Source organism: Nocardia sp. BMG111209 (assembly GCF_000381925.1).
Lineage (GTDB): Bacteria > Actinomycetota > Actinomycetes > Mycobacteriales > Mycobacteriaceae > Nocardia.
Window position 1 is genome coordinate 1,325,019 of sequence record NZ_KB907308.1, and the last position, 16,264, is coordinate 1,341,282.

The 16,264-nt window shown below is 70.1% G+C and carries 16 protein-coding genes; 6 read left to right on the plus strand and 10 right to left on the minus strand.

Annotated features, from left to right (window positions below; all coding sequences use genetic code 11):
* Positions 1-191: 191 nt before the first annotated feature.
* Positions 192-578 carry a nuclear transport factor 2 family protein gene (locus G361_RS0129795; RefSeq protein WP_019930796.1) on the plus strand — a complete coding sequence of 129 codons (387 nt, stop codon included), beginning with the start codon at positions 192-194 and terminating at the stop codon, positions 576-578.
* Positions 579-593: 15 nt separating this feature from the next.
* Here the strand turns inward: G361_RS0129795 and G361_RS0129800 are convergent, their stop codons facing one another.
* Complete coding sequence (locus G361_RS0129800; RefSeq protein WP_019930797.1) at positions 594-1,214, minus strand: TetR/AcrR family transcriptional regulator C-terminal domain-containing protein; 621 nt, start codon at positions 1,212-1,214, stop codon at positions 594-596.
* A gap of 77 nt (positions 1,215-1,291) precedes the next feature.
* Between G361_RS0129800 and G361_RS0129805 the strand changes: the two genes are divergently transcribed.
* From G361_RS0129805 to G361_RS0129820, 4 genes are read left to right on the plus strand one after another with little or no spacing between them, the layout of a single operon-like run.
* Positions 1,292-1,840, plus strand: a complete 549-nt coding sequence (locus tag G361_RS0129805) for a peroxiredoxin-like family protein (protein ID WP_019930798.1) — start codon at positions 1,292-1,294, stop codon at positions 1,838-1,840.
* Between the two features lie 52 nt (positions 1,841-1,892).
* On the plus strand, positions 1,893-4,376 hold the full coding sequence (locus tag G361_RS0129810; RefSeq protein WP_019930799.1) for a nitrate- and nitrite sensing domain-containing protein: 2,484 nt from the start codon (positions 1,893-1,895) through the stop codon (positions 4,374-4,376).
* A 19-nt stretch (positions 4,377-4,395) separates the two neighbouring features.
* Positions 4,396-4,791, plus strand: coding sequence for a DUF742 domain-containing protein (locus tag G361_RS0129815; protein ID WP_019930800.1), 396 nt, complete (start codon positions 4,396-4,398; stop codon positions 4,789-4,791).
* Positions 4,775-6,427, plus strand: coding sequence for an ABC transporter substrate-binding protein (locus tag G361_RS0129820; protein ID WP_231387121.1), 1,653 nt, complete (start codon positions 4,775-4,777; stop codon positions 6,425-6,427). The genes G361_RS0129815 and G361_RS0129820 overlap by 17 nt, the downstream gene beginning before the upstream one ends.
* Before the next feature lie 188 nt (positions 6,428-6,615).
* On the opposite strand, the gene G361_RS45390 is transcribed toward G361_RS0129820, so the two are convergent.
* The 9 genes from G361_RS45390 to G361_RS0129865 form a co-directional block, all read right to left on the minus strand.
* On the minus strand, positions 6,616-8,175 hold the full coding sequence (locus G361_RS45390; protein ID WP_019930802.1) for an L-lactate permease: 1,560 nt from the start codon (positions 8,173-8,175) through the stop codon (positions 6,616-6,618).
* A gap of 150 nt (positions 8,176-8,325) precedes the next feature.
* Complete coding sequence (locus tag G361_RS45395) at positions 8,326-9,264, minus strand: DNA repair exonuclease (protein ID WP_019930803.1); 939 nt, start codon at positions 9,262-9,264, stop codon at positions 8,326-8,328.
* A complete protein-coding gene (locus G361_RS0129835; protein WP_019930804.1) occupies positions 9,261-10,961 on the minus strand; it encodes an iron ABC transporter permease in 1,701 nt (566 codons plus the stop codon). The genes G361_RS45395 and G361_RS0129835 overlap by 4 nt, the downstream gene beginning before the upstream one ends.
* Positions 10,958-12,010 (minus strand): extracellular solute-binding protein, encoded by a 1,053-nt coding sequence (locus tag G361_RS0129840; protein ID WP_019930805.1) that lies wholly within the window; start codon positions 12,008-12,010, stop codon positions 10,958-10,960. The genes G361_RS0129835 and G361_RS0129840 overlap by 4 nt, the downstream gene beginning before the upstream one ends.
* A gap of 35 nt (positions 12,011-12,045) precedes the next feature.
* A complete protein-coding gene (locus tag G361_RS0129845) occupies positions 12,046-13,059 on the minus strand; it encodes an ABC transporter ATP-binding protein (protein ID WP_155981847.1) in 1,014 nt (337 codons plus the stop codon).
* Between the two features lie 195 nt (positions 13,060-13,254).
* Positions 13,255-13,749, minus strand: a complete 495-nt coding sequence (locus tag G361_RS0129850) for a MarR family winged helix-turn-helix transcriptional regulator (RefSeq protein ID WP_019930807.1) — start codon at positions 13,747-13,749, stop codon at positions 13,255-13,257.
* The gene (locus G361_RS0129855; RefSeq protein ID WP_019930808.1) at positions 13,746-14,168 is read right to left on the minus strand and encodes an EVE domain-containing protein; all 423 of its coding nucleotides are present in this window, start codon (positions 14,166-14,168) and stop codon (positions 13,746-13,748) included. Before G361_RS0129855 ends, G361_RS0129850 begins: the two co-directional genes overlap by 4 nt.
* Positions 14,169-14,199: 31 nt before the next feature.
* The gene (locus G361_RS0129860; protein WP_019930809.1) at positions 14,200-14,640 is read right to left on the minus strand and encodes an SRPBCC family protein; all 441 of its coding nucleotides are present in this window, start codon (positions 14,638-14,640) and stop codon (positions 14,200-14,202) included.
* Between the two features lie 71 nt (positions 14,641-14,711).
* Positions 14,712-15,146 carry an ester cyclase gene (locus tag G361_RS0129865; RefSeq protein WP_019930810.1) on the minus strand — a complete coding sequence of 145 codons (435 nt, stop codon included), beginning with the start codon at positions 15,144-15,146 and terminating at the stop codon, positions 14,712-14,714.
* A gap of 163 nt (positions 15,147-15,309) precedes the next feature.
* On the opposite strand from G361_RS0129865, the gene G361_RS45400 reads away from it, so the two are divergent.
* Positions 15,310-16,254, plus strand: coding sequence for a fumarylacetoacetate hydrolase family protein (locus G361_RS45400; protein WP_036495598.1), 945 nt, complete (start codon positions 15,310-15,312; stop codon positions 16,252-16,254).
* Positions 16,255-16,264 lie beyond the last annotated feature (10 nt).

A 16,264-nucleotide genomic window follows, 5' to 3' on the forward strand; every position in this document is an offset into this window, starting at 1 on the left:
TCCGCCCGAGCACGGTGGTTCGTCACCTTCGTACCAGATGAAGCGAAGTTGCCACCATAGGCGACACCACATTGATTCCACCGGCGTCGGGGACCTGTCCCGTATCTGTTCCAGCGGCCGGCCCGCCCTTTCCGGGGCGGGCCGGCCGTTCGGGTCTTGCCGCCACGCACCGCCGGGCCTACCGTCGACGGATGCTGGATGAACAGACCGTACAGAAGTTGTTGTGGCACTGGGACGAGGGCTGGAACTCCGGCGATCTCGACACGATCATGTCGCCCTTCGCCACGGATGTGCTGTTCAGCTCCCCGTTCGTGCCGAAACTCACCGGCGATCCCGCCCGGCTGGCCCTCGAAGGGGCCGGGGCGCTGCGCGACTACGTGCGCTACGCGCTCGAGCACGCACCCGGCATCCGCTACACGATCGACGGATCCTATTCCGGCACCGACACTCTCGTGATCGTCTACACCTGCCACAACCCGGACGGCAGTACCCGCAACGGATCCGACTTCATGCGGGTGCACGCCGACGGGACGGTGGCCGAATGGCGGTGCCACTACTTCCGCGAGCCGGAGCTGTAGGCCGCACCGCCGATCTCACCGGCCCGGATCGCCGAGCCCGCGCAGGACGACCTCGGCGCCGCCGCGGAACTCCTCGTCGGCCGACAACGTCCGGGCCGTCGCCGCGGTCTGCGACAGCAGCGGGAACTCGTCCGCCGGAAGCTGTGCCAGCACGGCGGTTCCGGCGCCGGCGATCGAGGCGTAGTGCGCGTTCTGCAGGAAGCCGAGCAGGTATCCGACGATCGTGCGCTGGGCGATCACCCGTTCCCGGCCGGTGAAGCCGGCCTCGGTCAGCACCGTCAGCATCGCCTCCATCCAGCGCAGCACCGCCGGCGACGACTGCCGGTAGCGCAGCACCAGCGGCACCGCCTCGGGATGCGCCGACACCTCCGCCCGCACGCGGTCGAGCAGCACCCAGGCCCGCTCCCGCCAGTCCGCGACCGGCGGCGGCGTGACGTCCACCGGGGTCACGATCCGGTCGACGACCAGTCGTTCCAGTTGTTCCCGGTCCGGGACATAGCGGTACAGCGCCATCGTCGCCATCCGTAGTTCGCCCGCGACGGCCCGCATCGTCAGCGCCGGCAGCCCGTCGCGGTCGATCACCGCGAGGGCGGCCGCGGCCAGATCTGCGGTGGTCAGCGACCGGGGGCGGGGCACGGATTGACAGCGTACAAGATACGCGCATACTCGTTGTAGGCGTACCTTGTACGCCTACAACGAGCCGAGGAGTCGACATGCCACTGCTGTCCACCGTGCCCACCCGGACGCTGACCACCGTCACCGGCGCCGAGGTGCCCGTCCCCGACGCCGAGCGCCTGATCCATCTCCAGTTCCGCCGCTTCGCCGGCTGCCCGGTCTGCCATCTGCATCTGCGGTCGATCGTCAACCGGCGCAGCGAGATCGAGGCGGCAGGCATCCGCGAGGTCGTCGTATTCCACTCCAGCGCAGCGGAATTGCGCAAACACGCCACCGAGGTCCCATTGGACCTCGTCGCCGATCCGCAGCGGCGGCTGTATCGGGAATTCGGCGTCGAATCCGGCCCGCGCGCGCTGCTGGATCCACGCAGCTGGCCGGCGATCGTCCGAGGTGTCGCACGTACGCTGCGCGAGGCGCGGCGCAGCGGGGCCGCCGTGCCGCCGCTGCGGCCGGAGGGTGGCCGATTCGGGCTGCCGGCCGATTTCCTGATCGCGCCGGACGGCCGGGTACTGGCCTCGAAACACGGCGTTCACGCCGATGACCAGTGGTCGGTCGACGAGTTGCTCGCCGAGGTCCGGGCGGGTTGACACCCCTTGTGCTGTGGTCGTTCCCGGGTTGACGCAGATGAGGGCGTATGGGATGTTTCTCGCAGACTTCCGTGCGCTGCTGCTGGCCACGGGCCGTTCGGAGGAGTGGCAGGTAGTGCGCCTACGGCAGGAACAGCCCGCGGTCGAATTCGATTCGGAGTCAGCACCGAAACCCATCCGGCGGAAATTGCCCCGCGTCGCGGCGAGCCTCGTTTTGCGTCCCCGCACCATCGGCGGCCAGCTGACCCGCATCCTGGTGTTCGCGCTGGCCCTGGTGCTGATATTGGTGGGTATCACCGTGCATCGCGCGTACTCGGACTATCGGGAGGCCGACGCCACCCGCCGAGCGGTGTCGCTGGCACTGAACGTCCAGGATCTGACCGACCAGATCCAGCGCGAACTCGGCCTCAGCAACGGACTGCTCGGTGGCGACACCGGCCTGCAGCAACCGCTGACGGTCCAGCGCCGCAACGTCGACAGCACCCTCACCGCCGTCGAGGGCGGGGTCGACTCGGACGCACCCGGCGCCGATCAGGTCCGGTCCGCGCTCGGCCAGCTGAACATGCTGGGCAGCACCCGCACCCAGATCGATACCCGACGGATCAGCAGACCCGTTGCGCTGCAGTTCTACAACGACGCAGTCGGCGCGCTGAACCACCTCACACTGGGTCTCGACCAGGCGAACGACCCTCGGCTGCAACGCGGACTGCAGGCGTTCTACGCGCTCGGCGCGATCAAGGATCAGTTCGACCGGGAACGCGGCTTCCTCAACGGCGTTTTCGTGGTCGGGCACTTCTCCGGCGGCGAATACGGCCAGTTCATGGAGATCCGTGCCGCCAAACAGGAAGCGCTGCAAGCATTCTCGCGCTACGCCGGTAAGGACCGGCAGGCCGATCTGGACGCGGTGATGCGCGGTGACGACGCCGCCGCGAGCGATCAGTCCGAGAGCGCCGCGCTGGCCTCGGGCGACGGCCCGCTGGTGCGGCTGGTCGACCCGGCGGCCTGGTGGACGCACACGACCGCCGTGATCGACGGGCAGCGCGCCGTGCAGAAGGCGGTCGGCGCCGACATCCGCAGCCGCGCCGACGAATTGCGCGCGGCCGCGGAGACCAACCTGATCCTCTTCTCGGTGGGCGCGGTGATCGCGATCATCGCCATGATCGCGCTGGTGATCGCCTCCGTGCGTGCCCTGGTCCGGCCGCTGGCGAAACTGGCCGCGGTGGCCGACGAGGTGGCGTCGCGGCGGTTGCCGAACGTCATCGAGGAATGGAACCGGGCCGTGGACACCGCGCCGGAACCGCCCGAGCCGGTGCGGACCCCGACCGGATCCAGCGCCGAGATCGCCGCGGTCGCCGGCGCGCTGGATCGGGTGCAGGGCACCGCCTTCGAACTCGCCTCGCAGCAGGCGCTGTTGCGGCGCAACACGATCGAGTCGATGGGCAACCTGGCCCGCCGCAACCAGAACCTGGTCCGCCGCCAGCTCGCGCTGATCAGCGAATTCGAGCGCGAGGAACTCGATCCCAAGGCGCTGTCCAATCTGTTCGAACTCGATCACCTCGCCACCCGCATGCGCCGCAACGCCGAGAGCCTGCTGGTGCTCGTCGGCGAGAGCAGCCCGCGCCGGCTCACCCGGCCGATCAGCCTGATCGACGTGATCCGCGCGGGCATGTCGGAGGTGGACGACTACCGGCGGGTGGTGCTGCGCCGGGTGGAGGATGTGCTGATCGCGGGCGCGGTCGCCAGCGAACTGTCGCACATGCTCGCCGAATTGATCGAGAACGGGCTCGCCTTCTCGCCGCCGGATCTCGAGGTCGAGATCTACGCCCGGCCGGCGCCGCAGGGTGGCTATCTGGTCGCGGTCGTCGATCACGGAATCGGCATGACCACCGAACAACTCGCGCAGTCGAACGCCAAACTCCGTGGCGAGCAGGACTTCATCGTCGCGCCCACCCGCTACCTCGGGCACTACGTGGTCGGCCGGCTGGCGCAGCGCCTCGGCATCGACGTCGAACTCACCACCTCACCGGTCAGCGGTGTGGTCGCGCGGCTCACGCTGCCACCGGCCGTGCTGGTCTCGCATCAGGATCAGGAGCACGCGACGGTTCAGGCGCTGGCGCCGGGCACGGTTGTCCAGCCGACCTGGGGCTCGGACACCGAGGTCCGGGGCGCGCTGTCGGCGGGCCGCAGTGTCGCCACGGCCCCCGCGGTCGCCGACACGGCCCCGCGCCGGATCCCGGAGCCGCAGGTGGCGGGTGCCGGCCCGACCACCACTCGCAACGGATTGGTCAAGCGCACCAAGCGAATCGGCGACAACGCCACGGCGACGGCACCGCAGGCGCGGCCGGCCGCCGGGCTCGCCCCGCGCCCGGATCCCGGTCCGGTCACGCAACGCTGGGCACCGGAGGAGACGCGAGATCTGCTGTCCTCCTTCCGCGCCGGCCATCAGCGCGGCGCCGCCGCGGGCACGCCGCCACTGCCGGATCCCTACGGCGCACCCACGTTCGCAGACGATCCGGCCCGGCCGCCGCGTTCGTGACCACCGCAGAGGAGTACCGGTGACCACCAACGAGAGATTCGGATGGTTCGATCCCGATCGCCCGGGAGCCTCCCCCGACGCGGACGGTGACAGCGACGACGATTTCGTCCGGCCCTTCGTCGTCACCGGCGGCCGCACCACCCCGGTGATCGACGGCCTGCGGATCGAGACGATCGTGCAGGCGCCGCCGGCGGCCCTGTCCGCACCACTGCAATTGGAACAACGCACCGTCGTCCAGCTCTGCCAGGAACCGACGTCCATCGCCGAAATCGGTGCCGCACTGCATATTCCGCTCGGCCTCGCGAAGGTGATCGTGAGCGATCTCGCCGTCGGCGGTTATCTGGCCGTGCGCGAGTCGGCGGACCTGTCCGTCTCCGCCATCGAGAGGATCCGGGATCTTGTTCGGGCGCTCTGATATTCGCGGGTCGCGGCCGTTGCGCGCGATCGCCGCCGCGGCCGTGGCCCTGGGGCTGGCCTCCTGCTCGTCGGCGCAGCCGCCGGTGCACAGCACCGCGCACGCCGACGATTACGGCACCCCGGTCGGTGAGCAGAAGGTGCGCCAGGGCGGCGATCTGGTGATGGGCCTGTCCAACGAACCGGACCGGCTCGATCCGACCACCTCGAGTTCGCTGTACATGCGCTATGTGATGAGCACGGTCTGCGAGAAGCTCTACGACAACGACTCGTCCGGAAATCTGGTGCCGCAGTTGGCCACCGAGCTGCCGCACTTCTCCGACGACGGACTCACGGTCACCATCCCGCTGCGCACCGGGGTCCAGTTCGCCGACGGCACGACCTTCAATTCCAGTGCCGTCCGGACCAGTCTGCAACGACATCTCACGCTGGACGGATCCCAGCGCACCGGCGAGATGGGCCCGATCACCGAGATCGACACGGACGGTCAGTCCCAGATCGTCCTGAAGTTCGGTACGCCGTTCGCGCCGATCACGGCCGCGCTCGCCGACCGGGCCGGAATGATCATGTCCCCGAGCGCACTCCGCGAGGAGGGCAAGGACTTCGGCGACCACCCCGTCTGCGTGGGCCCGTTCAAATTCGTCGAGCGGATCCCGCAGCAGACGATCGTGGTGGAACGCGATCCGCTGTACTACGACGCGCAGAACGTGCATTTCGATCGGATCGTGTACCGGATCATGACCGATCCGAAGGCCCGCGCGGCGGCGCTGCGGGCCGGTGACGTCCAGGTCGCCGACACCATGTCCCCGCAGGACGTCGACGCACTGAGCACCGATCCCCGTCTGCACCTGCTGGTCTCGGGCTCGTTCGGCTTCCAGGGCTTCTACCTCAACATCGGCAACGTGGACGGCGCCGGTAAACCGGCGAAGCCGATCGAGACCCCACTGGCCATCGATGCCCGTGTCCGGCAGGCGCTCTCGCTGAGCGTCGACCGGCAGGCGCTGGTGGACCAGGTGTTCAAGGGCTGGTACGAGCCGACCTGCACCCCGATCGCGCCGCGCACCTCGTACGCGACCGCGGCCGATACCGATTGCCCGGAGTTCGATCCGGATCGCGCGCGCCGGCTGCTGGCCGACGCGGGTGTGCAGACGCCCTATCCGGTCACGATGCAGGTGATGAACGTATCCGACCAGTTGCAGTACGCGCAGGCGCTGCAGGCCCAACTCGCCCGTGGCGGTTTCGATCTGCGCATCGTGCCCTCGGAGTATCCGGCGATGCTCGAGGCACAGAAACGCGGCACCTACGAGTCGCTGCTGCTGGGCTGGTCGGGACGACTCGACCCGGACGGCAACATCTCCCGCTTCCTCACCACCGGATCCAGCGGCAACTACGCCGGATACAGCTCCCCCGACCTGGACGAGGTGCTGGCCTGGGCGGCCCACAGCACCAGCCCCGCCCGGCGCGGCGCGCTGTACGAGCAGGCGGTCCGATTGGTGCAACGAGCGAACCCGTACATCTACACCTATCGGCTGCGCAACCTCACCGTGCACTCCACCGGCGTGACCGGAATCGAGGTGTACGCCGACGGCACCGTGCGGCTCGGCAAGGCGGCTTTCGTCGCGGATCGGAACAGCTGAATCGGTTTCTGCTGGTGGCAGCGTATTCTGGAGTCGGGACACCGGCGCCTCGGTCGTGCAACCGCCCGCGAATCAACCGGGCGCGTCGACCCCGGCTGCCGGTGACCTGCCTGCCTCGCCGCCGGTGAATCCGGCGGCACCGAACCGGGACCGCGGTCCCACCGCGAAATCGCTTGCGCGACAGTTGCTCAGCTCGCCACTACGCCGACTACGGACAGTAGCACCAGCACAACCGCATCGGCGCCGAGGACCGCGCGCGACACCGAATCGCGATCCGGGTCCACAGCATCGCGATCCGGGTCCACAGCATCGTGGTCCGCGTCCACTGCACCGCGATCCCGGTCTGCTGCATCGTGGTTCCGGTCCACGGCATCGTGGTTTCGATTCGCGGCCGGGGAAGCGGGGGACGCCGACGTGGTGGCGGGTGCGGCGCTTGCCAATTGGCGGGCCAGTGTCAAGCGGGGCAGCGAGGCCATGGTGAGCAGGGATCCGGACACGTTCTGGATCGCGACCGTCACGAGCGCCGAGCGGTGGACGCTCGCCGCGGCGGCGGCCTGCCCCGCGGCGAACATCGCGTTGGCGCCGGAGTTGGATCCGGTGAGAAATCCACCCACGCCACCGATCCACGGCGCGGCCAGCGGATAGGCCGGGCCGAGGTGTCCGGCGGCGGCCGCCACCGCACCGCTCATGCCGGACGCGGCGAGGGTCGTGCCGACGAACAGGAACAGTAGCGTCGTCGACGCGACGGGCCACCACTGCGCCAGCGCGGCCCGGGTCACCGACACCCGCTCCCGATCGAGAACGACCCCCACCGCGTACCCGGCGGCGACGGCCAACCACAACGCCGGGCTCGTCAGCACCGCCACCGCGGCGCCGTGCCCGCTCGCGAGCCGAAAGATCATTCGGCCCAACAGGATTCCGGCGAGCAGCACCGCGTAGGGGGACAGCAGGAAGGCGAGCCGGGGGCCGGGACGGGCGAGGCTGCCGTGGCGCAGCCGCAACAGCACGGTGCCCGCGGCGATCCCGGCCACGCTGCCCACCGCGCCGGCCGGCGGTGTGCCCAGCGCGTATTGAGCCGCCAGAACGCCGAGCCACAGCGCACCGGCCGACCAGAGCAGGTCGGGCAGCCGCGACAACGCGGCCCGCCCGTAGCCGACCCACAGTGCGGCCGCACCGCAGCACAGGAACACCGGCAACGACAGCCACGCCGACGCCTGGCCGATCCGGTCGACCGGGATGCCGGTGACCGTGGCGGCGATCAGCGTGCCCGGCGCCAGCGCACCCCACGGCACGATGACCAGGCCCAGCAGTCCCAGCGCGGCCGCGCGCGACGGCGAGAATCCGACGCTGCGCAGCAACGGGATCGCCATCACGATGCCCACCCTGAAACCGGTCACCGATTCGGCGAACGGCGTGATACCCAGCACGATCAACAGGACGACATCGGTCCGGTCGATCTCCCGCCGAGTGCCTCGCAGCCAATCCGCCACGGCCGCATAGGTTCCGGCGGCGGCGAGCACGCGATTCAGCAAGCAGCCACCGGCGAGGATGATCGCGATCTCCACCGCGGTACCCAGCGCATGCCGGTAGCCCACGGCCAGGCGGGACCACGGAAAGTCGAAGTACCAGACCGCGACCACGACGCTCACGACCAGCGTGACCGCGGCGATCACCTGCCCGCCGACCCGCCGAGTGAGCAGCAGGACGACCGCGACCGCGATCGGCAGACCGGCCGCCAATGCATCCACGCCTTCCCCCGTCCTCCCCGGAATGTCGACCGGCACGAGCGAACCCCGCCGCCGACTTTATCCACCGCCCACCCCTGGGATCAAGGACAACGCTTCTGCGCCTTCACATCTCGGACCGGAACGACGAAAACCGCAGGCGCCGCTCTGGCGTCAGTCGGATTCGCCGTGCGCCGCCGCGTTCCCCTTGCCCGTGACCGCGAATCCGGGGTGCTCGCGGGCGGCTTCGCGCGCGGCCGGGAGGAGGTCCGGGGGGCCGGACAGGGTCCACAGGATCGTCCGGCCTACGGCCGGGTATTCGTCGAACAGTGCGCGGATATCGGATTCCGTTTCGGCGGTGAGGGTTTCGCGGACGATCGGGGAGGTGTCCACGGCGTGTGCGGTGACGGTCTCGTCCGCGCAGTGCAGTTCGAGGAAGCCGCGTGGGCCGCGTTCGAATTTTCGGGCCGGGTGCGGGTTTCCGGCGAAGGCCACCATCGGGTCCGGGTTGATCACCAGGCGCTCGTGCACATGTCCCAGTGCCCAGTAGTCGTAGCGGCGGTCCGCGAGGGTGGGCACGGTGGTGGGTGCGCATACGCGGCGGCTGCGCTCACCGCCGAGGCTGGTGTGCAGCATTCCGATATTGGTCCAGCCCGTCACCGGCTTCGGGTAGTCGGCGGCGAGATCACGTACCTCGTCCGGCATGTCGACGGAGCGGGCGTGCAGGGCGATGCCCTGATCGGGCCAGTACCGGGTGCCGGCCGCGCCGGTAGGCGCCACCCAGCAGGTCGGCGGCAGCCGGAGTTGCCGGGGCAGTGGCGATTCGGCGTCGTGGTTGCCCCAGGCGAGCGCCACCGGGATGCCCGCGTCGTGCAGGTCGCCCAGCGCCGCGGACGCGGCCGCCAGGGCACGCGGGGTGGGTTCGTGGCGATCGAACAGGTCGCCGGCGATCAGCACGCCGTCGTAGTCGCCGGTGAGCAGGCGCTGCCGCAGTATCTCGAAGGCGGCGTAGGCATCTCCCACCGGATCGATCGGCGGGCAACCGGGGTAGTCGGGGGTCGCCCGCAGCCGGGCCCCGAGGTGCACGTCCGCGACGTGTGCCAGCCTGATCATCGGATCCGCTTCTCGCTCATACGGTTTCGCCACCATTCCAGAACGACGAGGATGAGGGTGGAGCCGAGGATCCCGATCACGGTCATGGCCATCGCCTCGGCCCGATGACCGGAGTCGAACTGACCGAGGATCCACGGCGACAACAGGGGCAACGCGGCGGGCCGCACCATCGAGGAGGCGACCACCTCGCGCACACCGAGCAGGAAAGCCAGCAGCCAGCCCGCCACCAGACCGGGCAGCAACAGCGGAATAGTGATGCGCCACAACGTCTGCCAGGCGGTCGCACCGGCGGCCGCGGCGGCCTCCAGCAGCCGGTCGTCGAGGCCCGCGCGGGCCGCCTTCACGTTCTGCAGGACCATCGGCAGCGTGATCACCACGTAGGCGAGCACCACCATGGCCCGGGTGCCGTACAGGGTGACCGGCAGCCACGGCGCGTTCCAGAAGAAGATGAAGCCGATCACCAGCACGATGGCGGGCACGGTGTCGGGGGCGACACCGAGCAGATCTATCCCGCGCCGGGCCGTGGATCCCAGCCGGGAGCGGGTGCCGCCGCGCCGCGCGACCGCGATCGTGCACGCGACCGCCAGCGCCGTGGCCAGCGTGGCCGCGATCAGGGCCAGCACGACACTGTTCTGCAGGGCCTCGAGGCCGCGGCCGCGCAGTACCCGGGCGAAGTAGTCGAAGGTGAGGTTGTCCGGCGCAGGCGGTTTCGAGCGCAGTATCGTCATCGCGCCCAGCACGACCGACAGGCACGGCACCACCACGGAGACCAGCAGCACCACCGCGACCCAGCACCGGCCCGCGGCGGCCCACCGGCCCGCGGCGACGCTCGCGCGGCGGGCCACCCGGCCGCCGAAGGACACCTCGCGGCGGCCCACCCACTGCTGCAGGCCCCAGACCGTCGTGCCGAGCGCCAGCAGGACCGTCGAAAAGGCCGCCGCCCGAGGGAAATTCAGTGGATCGATGGTGACGTTCGCGTAGATCTGCGACACCAGTACCGGGAAGCCGATCCGGTTGCCGAGGGTCACCGGTGTGCCGAATTCGCCTGCGGCGCGAATGAACACGATCAGCGCGCCGAGCGCGTAGGTGGGGGTGAGCAGCGGGGCGAGCACCAGCCGGAACCGCTGCCACGCCGAGGCCCCGGCGACCGCGGCCATCTCGTCGGCGGAGGCCGGTACGGCGTCGAGCCGGTTGCGCAGCAACAGATACAGGAAGGTGAAGACCTCGCACGCCATGATCACCGCCATGCCGAACGGCGTCTCCACCACCGCGCGCGCCGCGCGTCCGGCCGGGCCGAACCACTGCTCGGCGAGACCGTTGACCCGGGTGAAATCCAGCCAGGCCATGGCCGCCACGTACGGCGGGGTGAGAAACGGCACCATCACGGCGATATCGATCCAGCGGTGCCGCCGCATCGACGTCCACGACATGCAGAAGGCCAGCGGCGCGGCCATCGCGGTGGCGACGACCACGACCAGCACACCCAGCAGCACCGTATTGCCGACGATCCGCAGATTCGCCGGCCGGGTCAACTCGCCCAGTGCCGAAGGGCTGCCGTCGAATCCGGTGACCGCCCGGACCAGTACGGCCGCCAGCGGTACGGCGACGGCCACCACCAGCACGGCCAGCAGTGTGAGAACCGCGGCGCCGGAACGGGTTCGCGAACCCGTTCCGGCGCGGCCGGGACCGGGTGTCACGCCTTGGCCAGGTACCGCTTGGTGAATTCGTCGAGTACGGCCGAGCCGGTGGCCTGCACCTGATCCCAGGTGAAGTTCAGCTGTTTGATGTCGCCGTAGGCGCGGGTCCCGGCGGCGCCGGGGACGTCGGTGCGGCCGGGAATCATCTTGCGGCCCGCGGAGATCTGCTGGCCCTGCGCCGAGAACATGAAGTCCATCAGCGCTTTCGCCGCCGCCGGGTTCTTGGTGCTCTTGACGATGAAGGCCGGTCGCGGGGTGATCGTGGTACCCGAGGCGGGGGTGATCACCTGCAGCGGTTCACCCTTGTCGATCGCGGCGTAGGCGGAGTAGTCGACACCACCGAGCACGACCGCGTGCGAGCCCGCGGTGACGTCGTCGAGCGCGGGGCCGTTGGCGCCGTGCACCACCATGCCGTCGGCGAACAGCCGGTCGAACAGGTCCCAGGTCTTGTCCTTGCCCCAGGCGGCGGTCATCGCGGCGATCAGGTCGCGCGCGGTCCCGGACTCGCGCGGATCCGGCATGATCACCTTGCCCTGGTATTCGGGGGCGGTGAGGTCCGACCAGTCCTTCGGTTGTCCCGGTGCGACTTTCGTGTTCACCACGATGGTCAGCGCCGAGCCGTCCCGGCCGGTGAACGCGTCGTCCCTACCGGCCCAGCCGGCGCGCACCTGCGCCGCGTCCTGCGGACGGTAGGCGAGGGTGCGGCCGTCGGCGGCGTACTTGGCGGCCGGCGACCAGGACGCCAGGTACACCACGTCGGCCTTCGGATTCGCCCACTCCGCATCGAGTTTCGCGGTGACCTTGCCGGTCTCGCCCGCGAACACGTCGACCTTCACGCCGGTGGCCTTGGTGAACGCCGCCACCAGGTCGTCGGTGAGTTCCTGCGGGTTGGCCGAATAGAGGGTCAGCGCACCGGTCAGTCCGGCGGGGGCGGTCCAGGTGGCGGCGGGCTGCACGGCCGGGGCGGCGTCCTGGGCCGAGCCACAGCCCGCGACGACGAGCGCCGAGGTGAGCACGGCCGCGGCGAAAGCACGGCGGGACAGGGACATCGGGATTTCCTTTCGAAGGGCCGCGCGACGGCAGCTCAGGAGGCCGGGGTGATGACGTCGGCGGTGCGGAGGGCGAGCCGCACCGCGGTGCCGGGATCCTGTGCGCGTGGATGCGGAACCACCCAGTGCCGCGGCACGCCGTCGACCTCGCATCGCAACCGATAGGTCCCGCCGGTGAACACCGCGGCGCGGACGATCGCACCGAAGGTCAATTCATCGGCGGCAGTGGATGTTTCGTCGTCGAGCAGCCGAACCTGTTCGGCGCGTACGCCACCGCCGCCGGGCAGCGGATTGAAGGTGCCGACGAATTCGGCGACGAACGCGTCCGCGGGTTCGCGGTAGAGCTGTTCCGGGCTGCCGTGTTGCAGGATGTGGCCGGCCCGCAGCACCACGATCCGGTCCGATACGCTCAGCGCCTCGGCGCGGTCGTGCGTCACGAACACCGTGGTGACACCGAATTCGGTTGCCAGCGATCGTATTTCACCGAGCAACTGCTCACGCAGTGCGGCATCCAGCGCGGACAGCGGCTCGTCGAGCAACAGCAGGCCCGGCCGCGCCACGAGCGCGCGGGCGATCGCGACGCGCTGCTGCTGACCGCCGGAGAGCTGATGCGGCATCTTCCCCGCGGCGGCATCGAGTTCCACGCGCCGCAGCACCTCGGCGACCCGGGCCGCCAGTTCCGCCCGCGGCACCCCCGCGACCCGCAACGGGAAGCCGACGTTGGCGGCCACACTCAGATGCGGCCAGAGCGCCAGATCCTGGAACACCATGCCGAGTCCGCGCTCCCGCGGCGGCGTGAAGATACCCCGCTCGACATCGCACACCACCGCGTCCCCGAACCGGATGCGGCCCTGTTGCGGCCGGTCCAGCCCGGCCAGCAGCCGCAGCAGCGTCGATTTGCCGCAACCGGACGGACCCAGGACGGAGAGGAACTCCCCCGGCTCGATCACCAGGTCGGTGGGCAGCAACCCGCTGCCGTCAGCGTACGTGCGCCGCAGACCCTCGACCACAACCCGGGCGCCGAGCCGGTCGATCGCAACAGCACACATGAGCCGGGAACGTAGGCGGCGTTTCTGACGCGCCGGGACGCGGCCGGTGAACGATAAATGACATCTCACTCACCGAGTATCGCGATCCGAACCGGGCCGCGCGCGACGGCCGATATTCGCGAGTCGCCGCCGTATCGTGCCACGACGATCGGTCCGGTGGGTGTCGGCGAGCCGGCCGGTACGCGACGGTGCGAACTATTCGCCGGGCTGCGTGCCCGCCGCCCGGGTCCGGTCGCGCAACCGGAGCAGGGCGGCGGCGAATTCGCCGGTGCGCTCGCCGAGCGGGGCGAAGAATTCGCGATCACACGACTCCACCGCGACGATCGCCCGATTCGCCAGGGCCACACCGTCTTCGGTCGGGACCAGCGATTTGGCGCGGCGGTCGACGGGATGGTCGCGGCGCTCGATCAGCCCCTTCTGCTCCAGGGCGCGCAGCACCTGCGAGGTCATCATGGGGTCGGTGGCGGCGTAGGCGGCCAGGTCGCGCTGCTGGACGTGATCGTCGCCGGCGGCCGCGGTCAGATAGGTGAGGGAGGCGAGCAGCACGAACTGCACGTGGGTGAGCCCGAACGGCGCGAGCGCCGCGCGCTGCGCCGCCTGCCAGCGATTCGTCACCTGCCACAGCAGCAGGCCCGGACTGTCGTCCGCGGTGTCGTATTCGGTGTGCAGGCCGCCGTCCGGATCCCTCATTCGCCCACCATGGCCCGCTCGATGACGGCGAAGTCGTGCTCGCCCAGTTCGATCAGGCCGCGCCGCAACACGATTCCCCAGTTCGGCACGGCGGTCAGCTCCAGTTCGCCGCGCACCGTGTCGATCGGGACCTCCTGTGCGGCATCGCGATACGTCACCGCGCGGCGCCACGGCCGGAAGCCGCCGCCCTGGTCGTCGGCCTGCCAGGGCTCGGCCGCGTCGACCGAGCCCAACGCGGTGAACGCCCGGATCTGCTCTCCCGCACGGATTCCGGTGCGGGGCGAGTAGTACACCAGGCCGTCGCCGGGGCCCATCCGCTCGACGGCGGTGCGCTTGCCGTGATTCGCCTGTGCGATACCGAGTTCCCTCGCGCGGTGGACGTGGTCGCGGGATACGACGGCGAGCCAGTATCGGGTCATGGTGTGTTCTCCTCGTCTGTGACGCGGCCGCTCAGGCCGGCATCGAGTCGGTGGCGGTACGGTTTTCGGCGGTGCGGACCAGCGCCTCGAGGTCGCGGCCGACGCTCGCGGCCAGACCGGCGCCCATCACCTTCGCCCAGAGCCGGTGCAGCGGACCGGACATCGAGATCGTCACCGACACCTCGGTGCCCGCGGCGGTGACCTCGACGCGGTGCGCGAAGGTGAGCCGCGCGCCCGGCAGCTTGGACACGTCGACGAATTCGGAATCGGTCAGCGTGGCGACGACGAACGAAACCTTCGGGCCGCCTTTCGGTTTGAGGGTGCCGGTGGCGCCCTGTTCGAACGGGCCGACCAGGCGGACCCATTCGGTGTCGGCGTTCCATTCCGGCCAGGCGGCCATATCGGCCCAGGTGGCGAAGAAGGCAGCGGGGGCGGCGGTCGAGACGGCGGAGGCGGTGGCGATCTGTGTCATAGGAATAGTATGCGCGCTTACTATCTTCGGCGCAAGGGGGCGCCCGGATTTCTCCGGATGCCCCCGTGCGGCTACAGCGTGATCGCGCCGAGTTGCCGCAGCTGGGCGAGGACGTCGACCACGCCCCAGGTCTCGATGATGCGGCCGTCGGCGATGCGGACGATGAAGATCTCGTTGTAGGTCACCGACCGGCCGGTCGGCGCCATGCCGAGGTATTCGCCGCGATGGGTGCCGGTGACCACCGACCGGGCGACCACCTTGTCCCCCTCGGCGATCAGATCCTCGACGTGGACCTGTACGTCGGGGTACGCGCGCAACAACAGGGTCCAGACGTAGTGGAAGGCCCGCACCCCCGGTTCGGGCACCGGCAGCGAGGTGTGCAGTTCCACGTCGGGATGGACGAGTTCGTCGATCGTCGCGGCGATCACGGCCGCGTCGCCGGTGTTGACGGCCCGGTGGAAGCGGGCGAAAAGTTCCTTGTTCGTCGTCTCGGGGGTGGACGGCATGGTCTTCTCCTCGTTGTCGGATCGGCAGATCGCTCATGAGACGCGCGCCGGGCCGGATATGTGACAGGTATCGACGCGGCTTATACCCACTAGCACGGATATCGCCTTCCGCTGTGACCCGCGCCTCCCTAGCATCGAGCCGAGAACCGACGAGGAGGTCGCCATGAGGTTTGCCCGGCGTTCGACCGCCGAGGGACCCCGGCTCGCCGTGCTGGACGACGCCGGCGCGCTGGTGGATCTGCCCACCACCGCGGAACTGCCCGAACTACTGGCCCACGACGGCCGGCTCCACGCGCTGGCCGATCAGGCGCTGCGGACCCGGCGCACGGTGACCGAACCGGACGCCGCACGGTTGCTGGCGCCGCTGCAACCGCCCACGATCCGGGATTTCTCGACCTTCCCGGAACACACCGCGGGCATCGTGCGCACCACCGATCCGGGGGCGGGCATCCCGCCGGAGTTCTGGGAGATCCCCACCTTCTACTTCTCCAATCCGTACGCAGTGACCGGTCCGTACGACGACGTGCCGATCCCGCCGCACTGCCACCGGTTCGACTACGAACTGGAGGTCGCCGCGGTCGTCGGCCGCGCGGGCCGGGATCTGAGCGTCGAGGAGGCCGCCGGGCATATCGCGGGATTCGTGATCCTCAACGACTATTCGGCCCGTGACGTGCAGTTCCACGAGATGCGGCTGCGGCTGGGCCCGGCCAAGGGCAAGGACACCGCCACCGCGCTCGGCACGCTGTTCGTCACCGCGGACGAACTCGCGTCCCGCCGGTCCGGGCCGTCCTACGACCTGACCATGCGAGTGTCGGTGAACGGTGTTGTGCTGGGCGAGGATTCGCTGCACAACATGGCGTGGAGCTTCGAGGCGCTGGCCGCCTACGCCGCCCGCGCCACCTGGATCCGTCCCGGTGACCTGCTCGGCTCGGGCACGTGCGGGAGCGGCTGCCTGGCGGAGATGTGGGGCCGGCACGGCGACGGCTTCCACCCGCCGCTGCAGCCCGGGGACGAGGTCGTCACCACGGTGGACGTCCTCGGCGAGACCCGCAACCGGATCGTCGCGGGCCCGCCGGCGCACGAGATCAGCCCGTGGCGGCGGCCGTGAGCGCCGACCG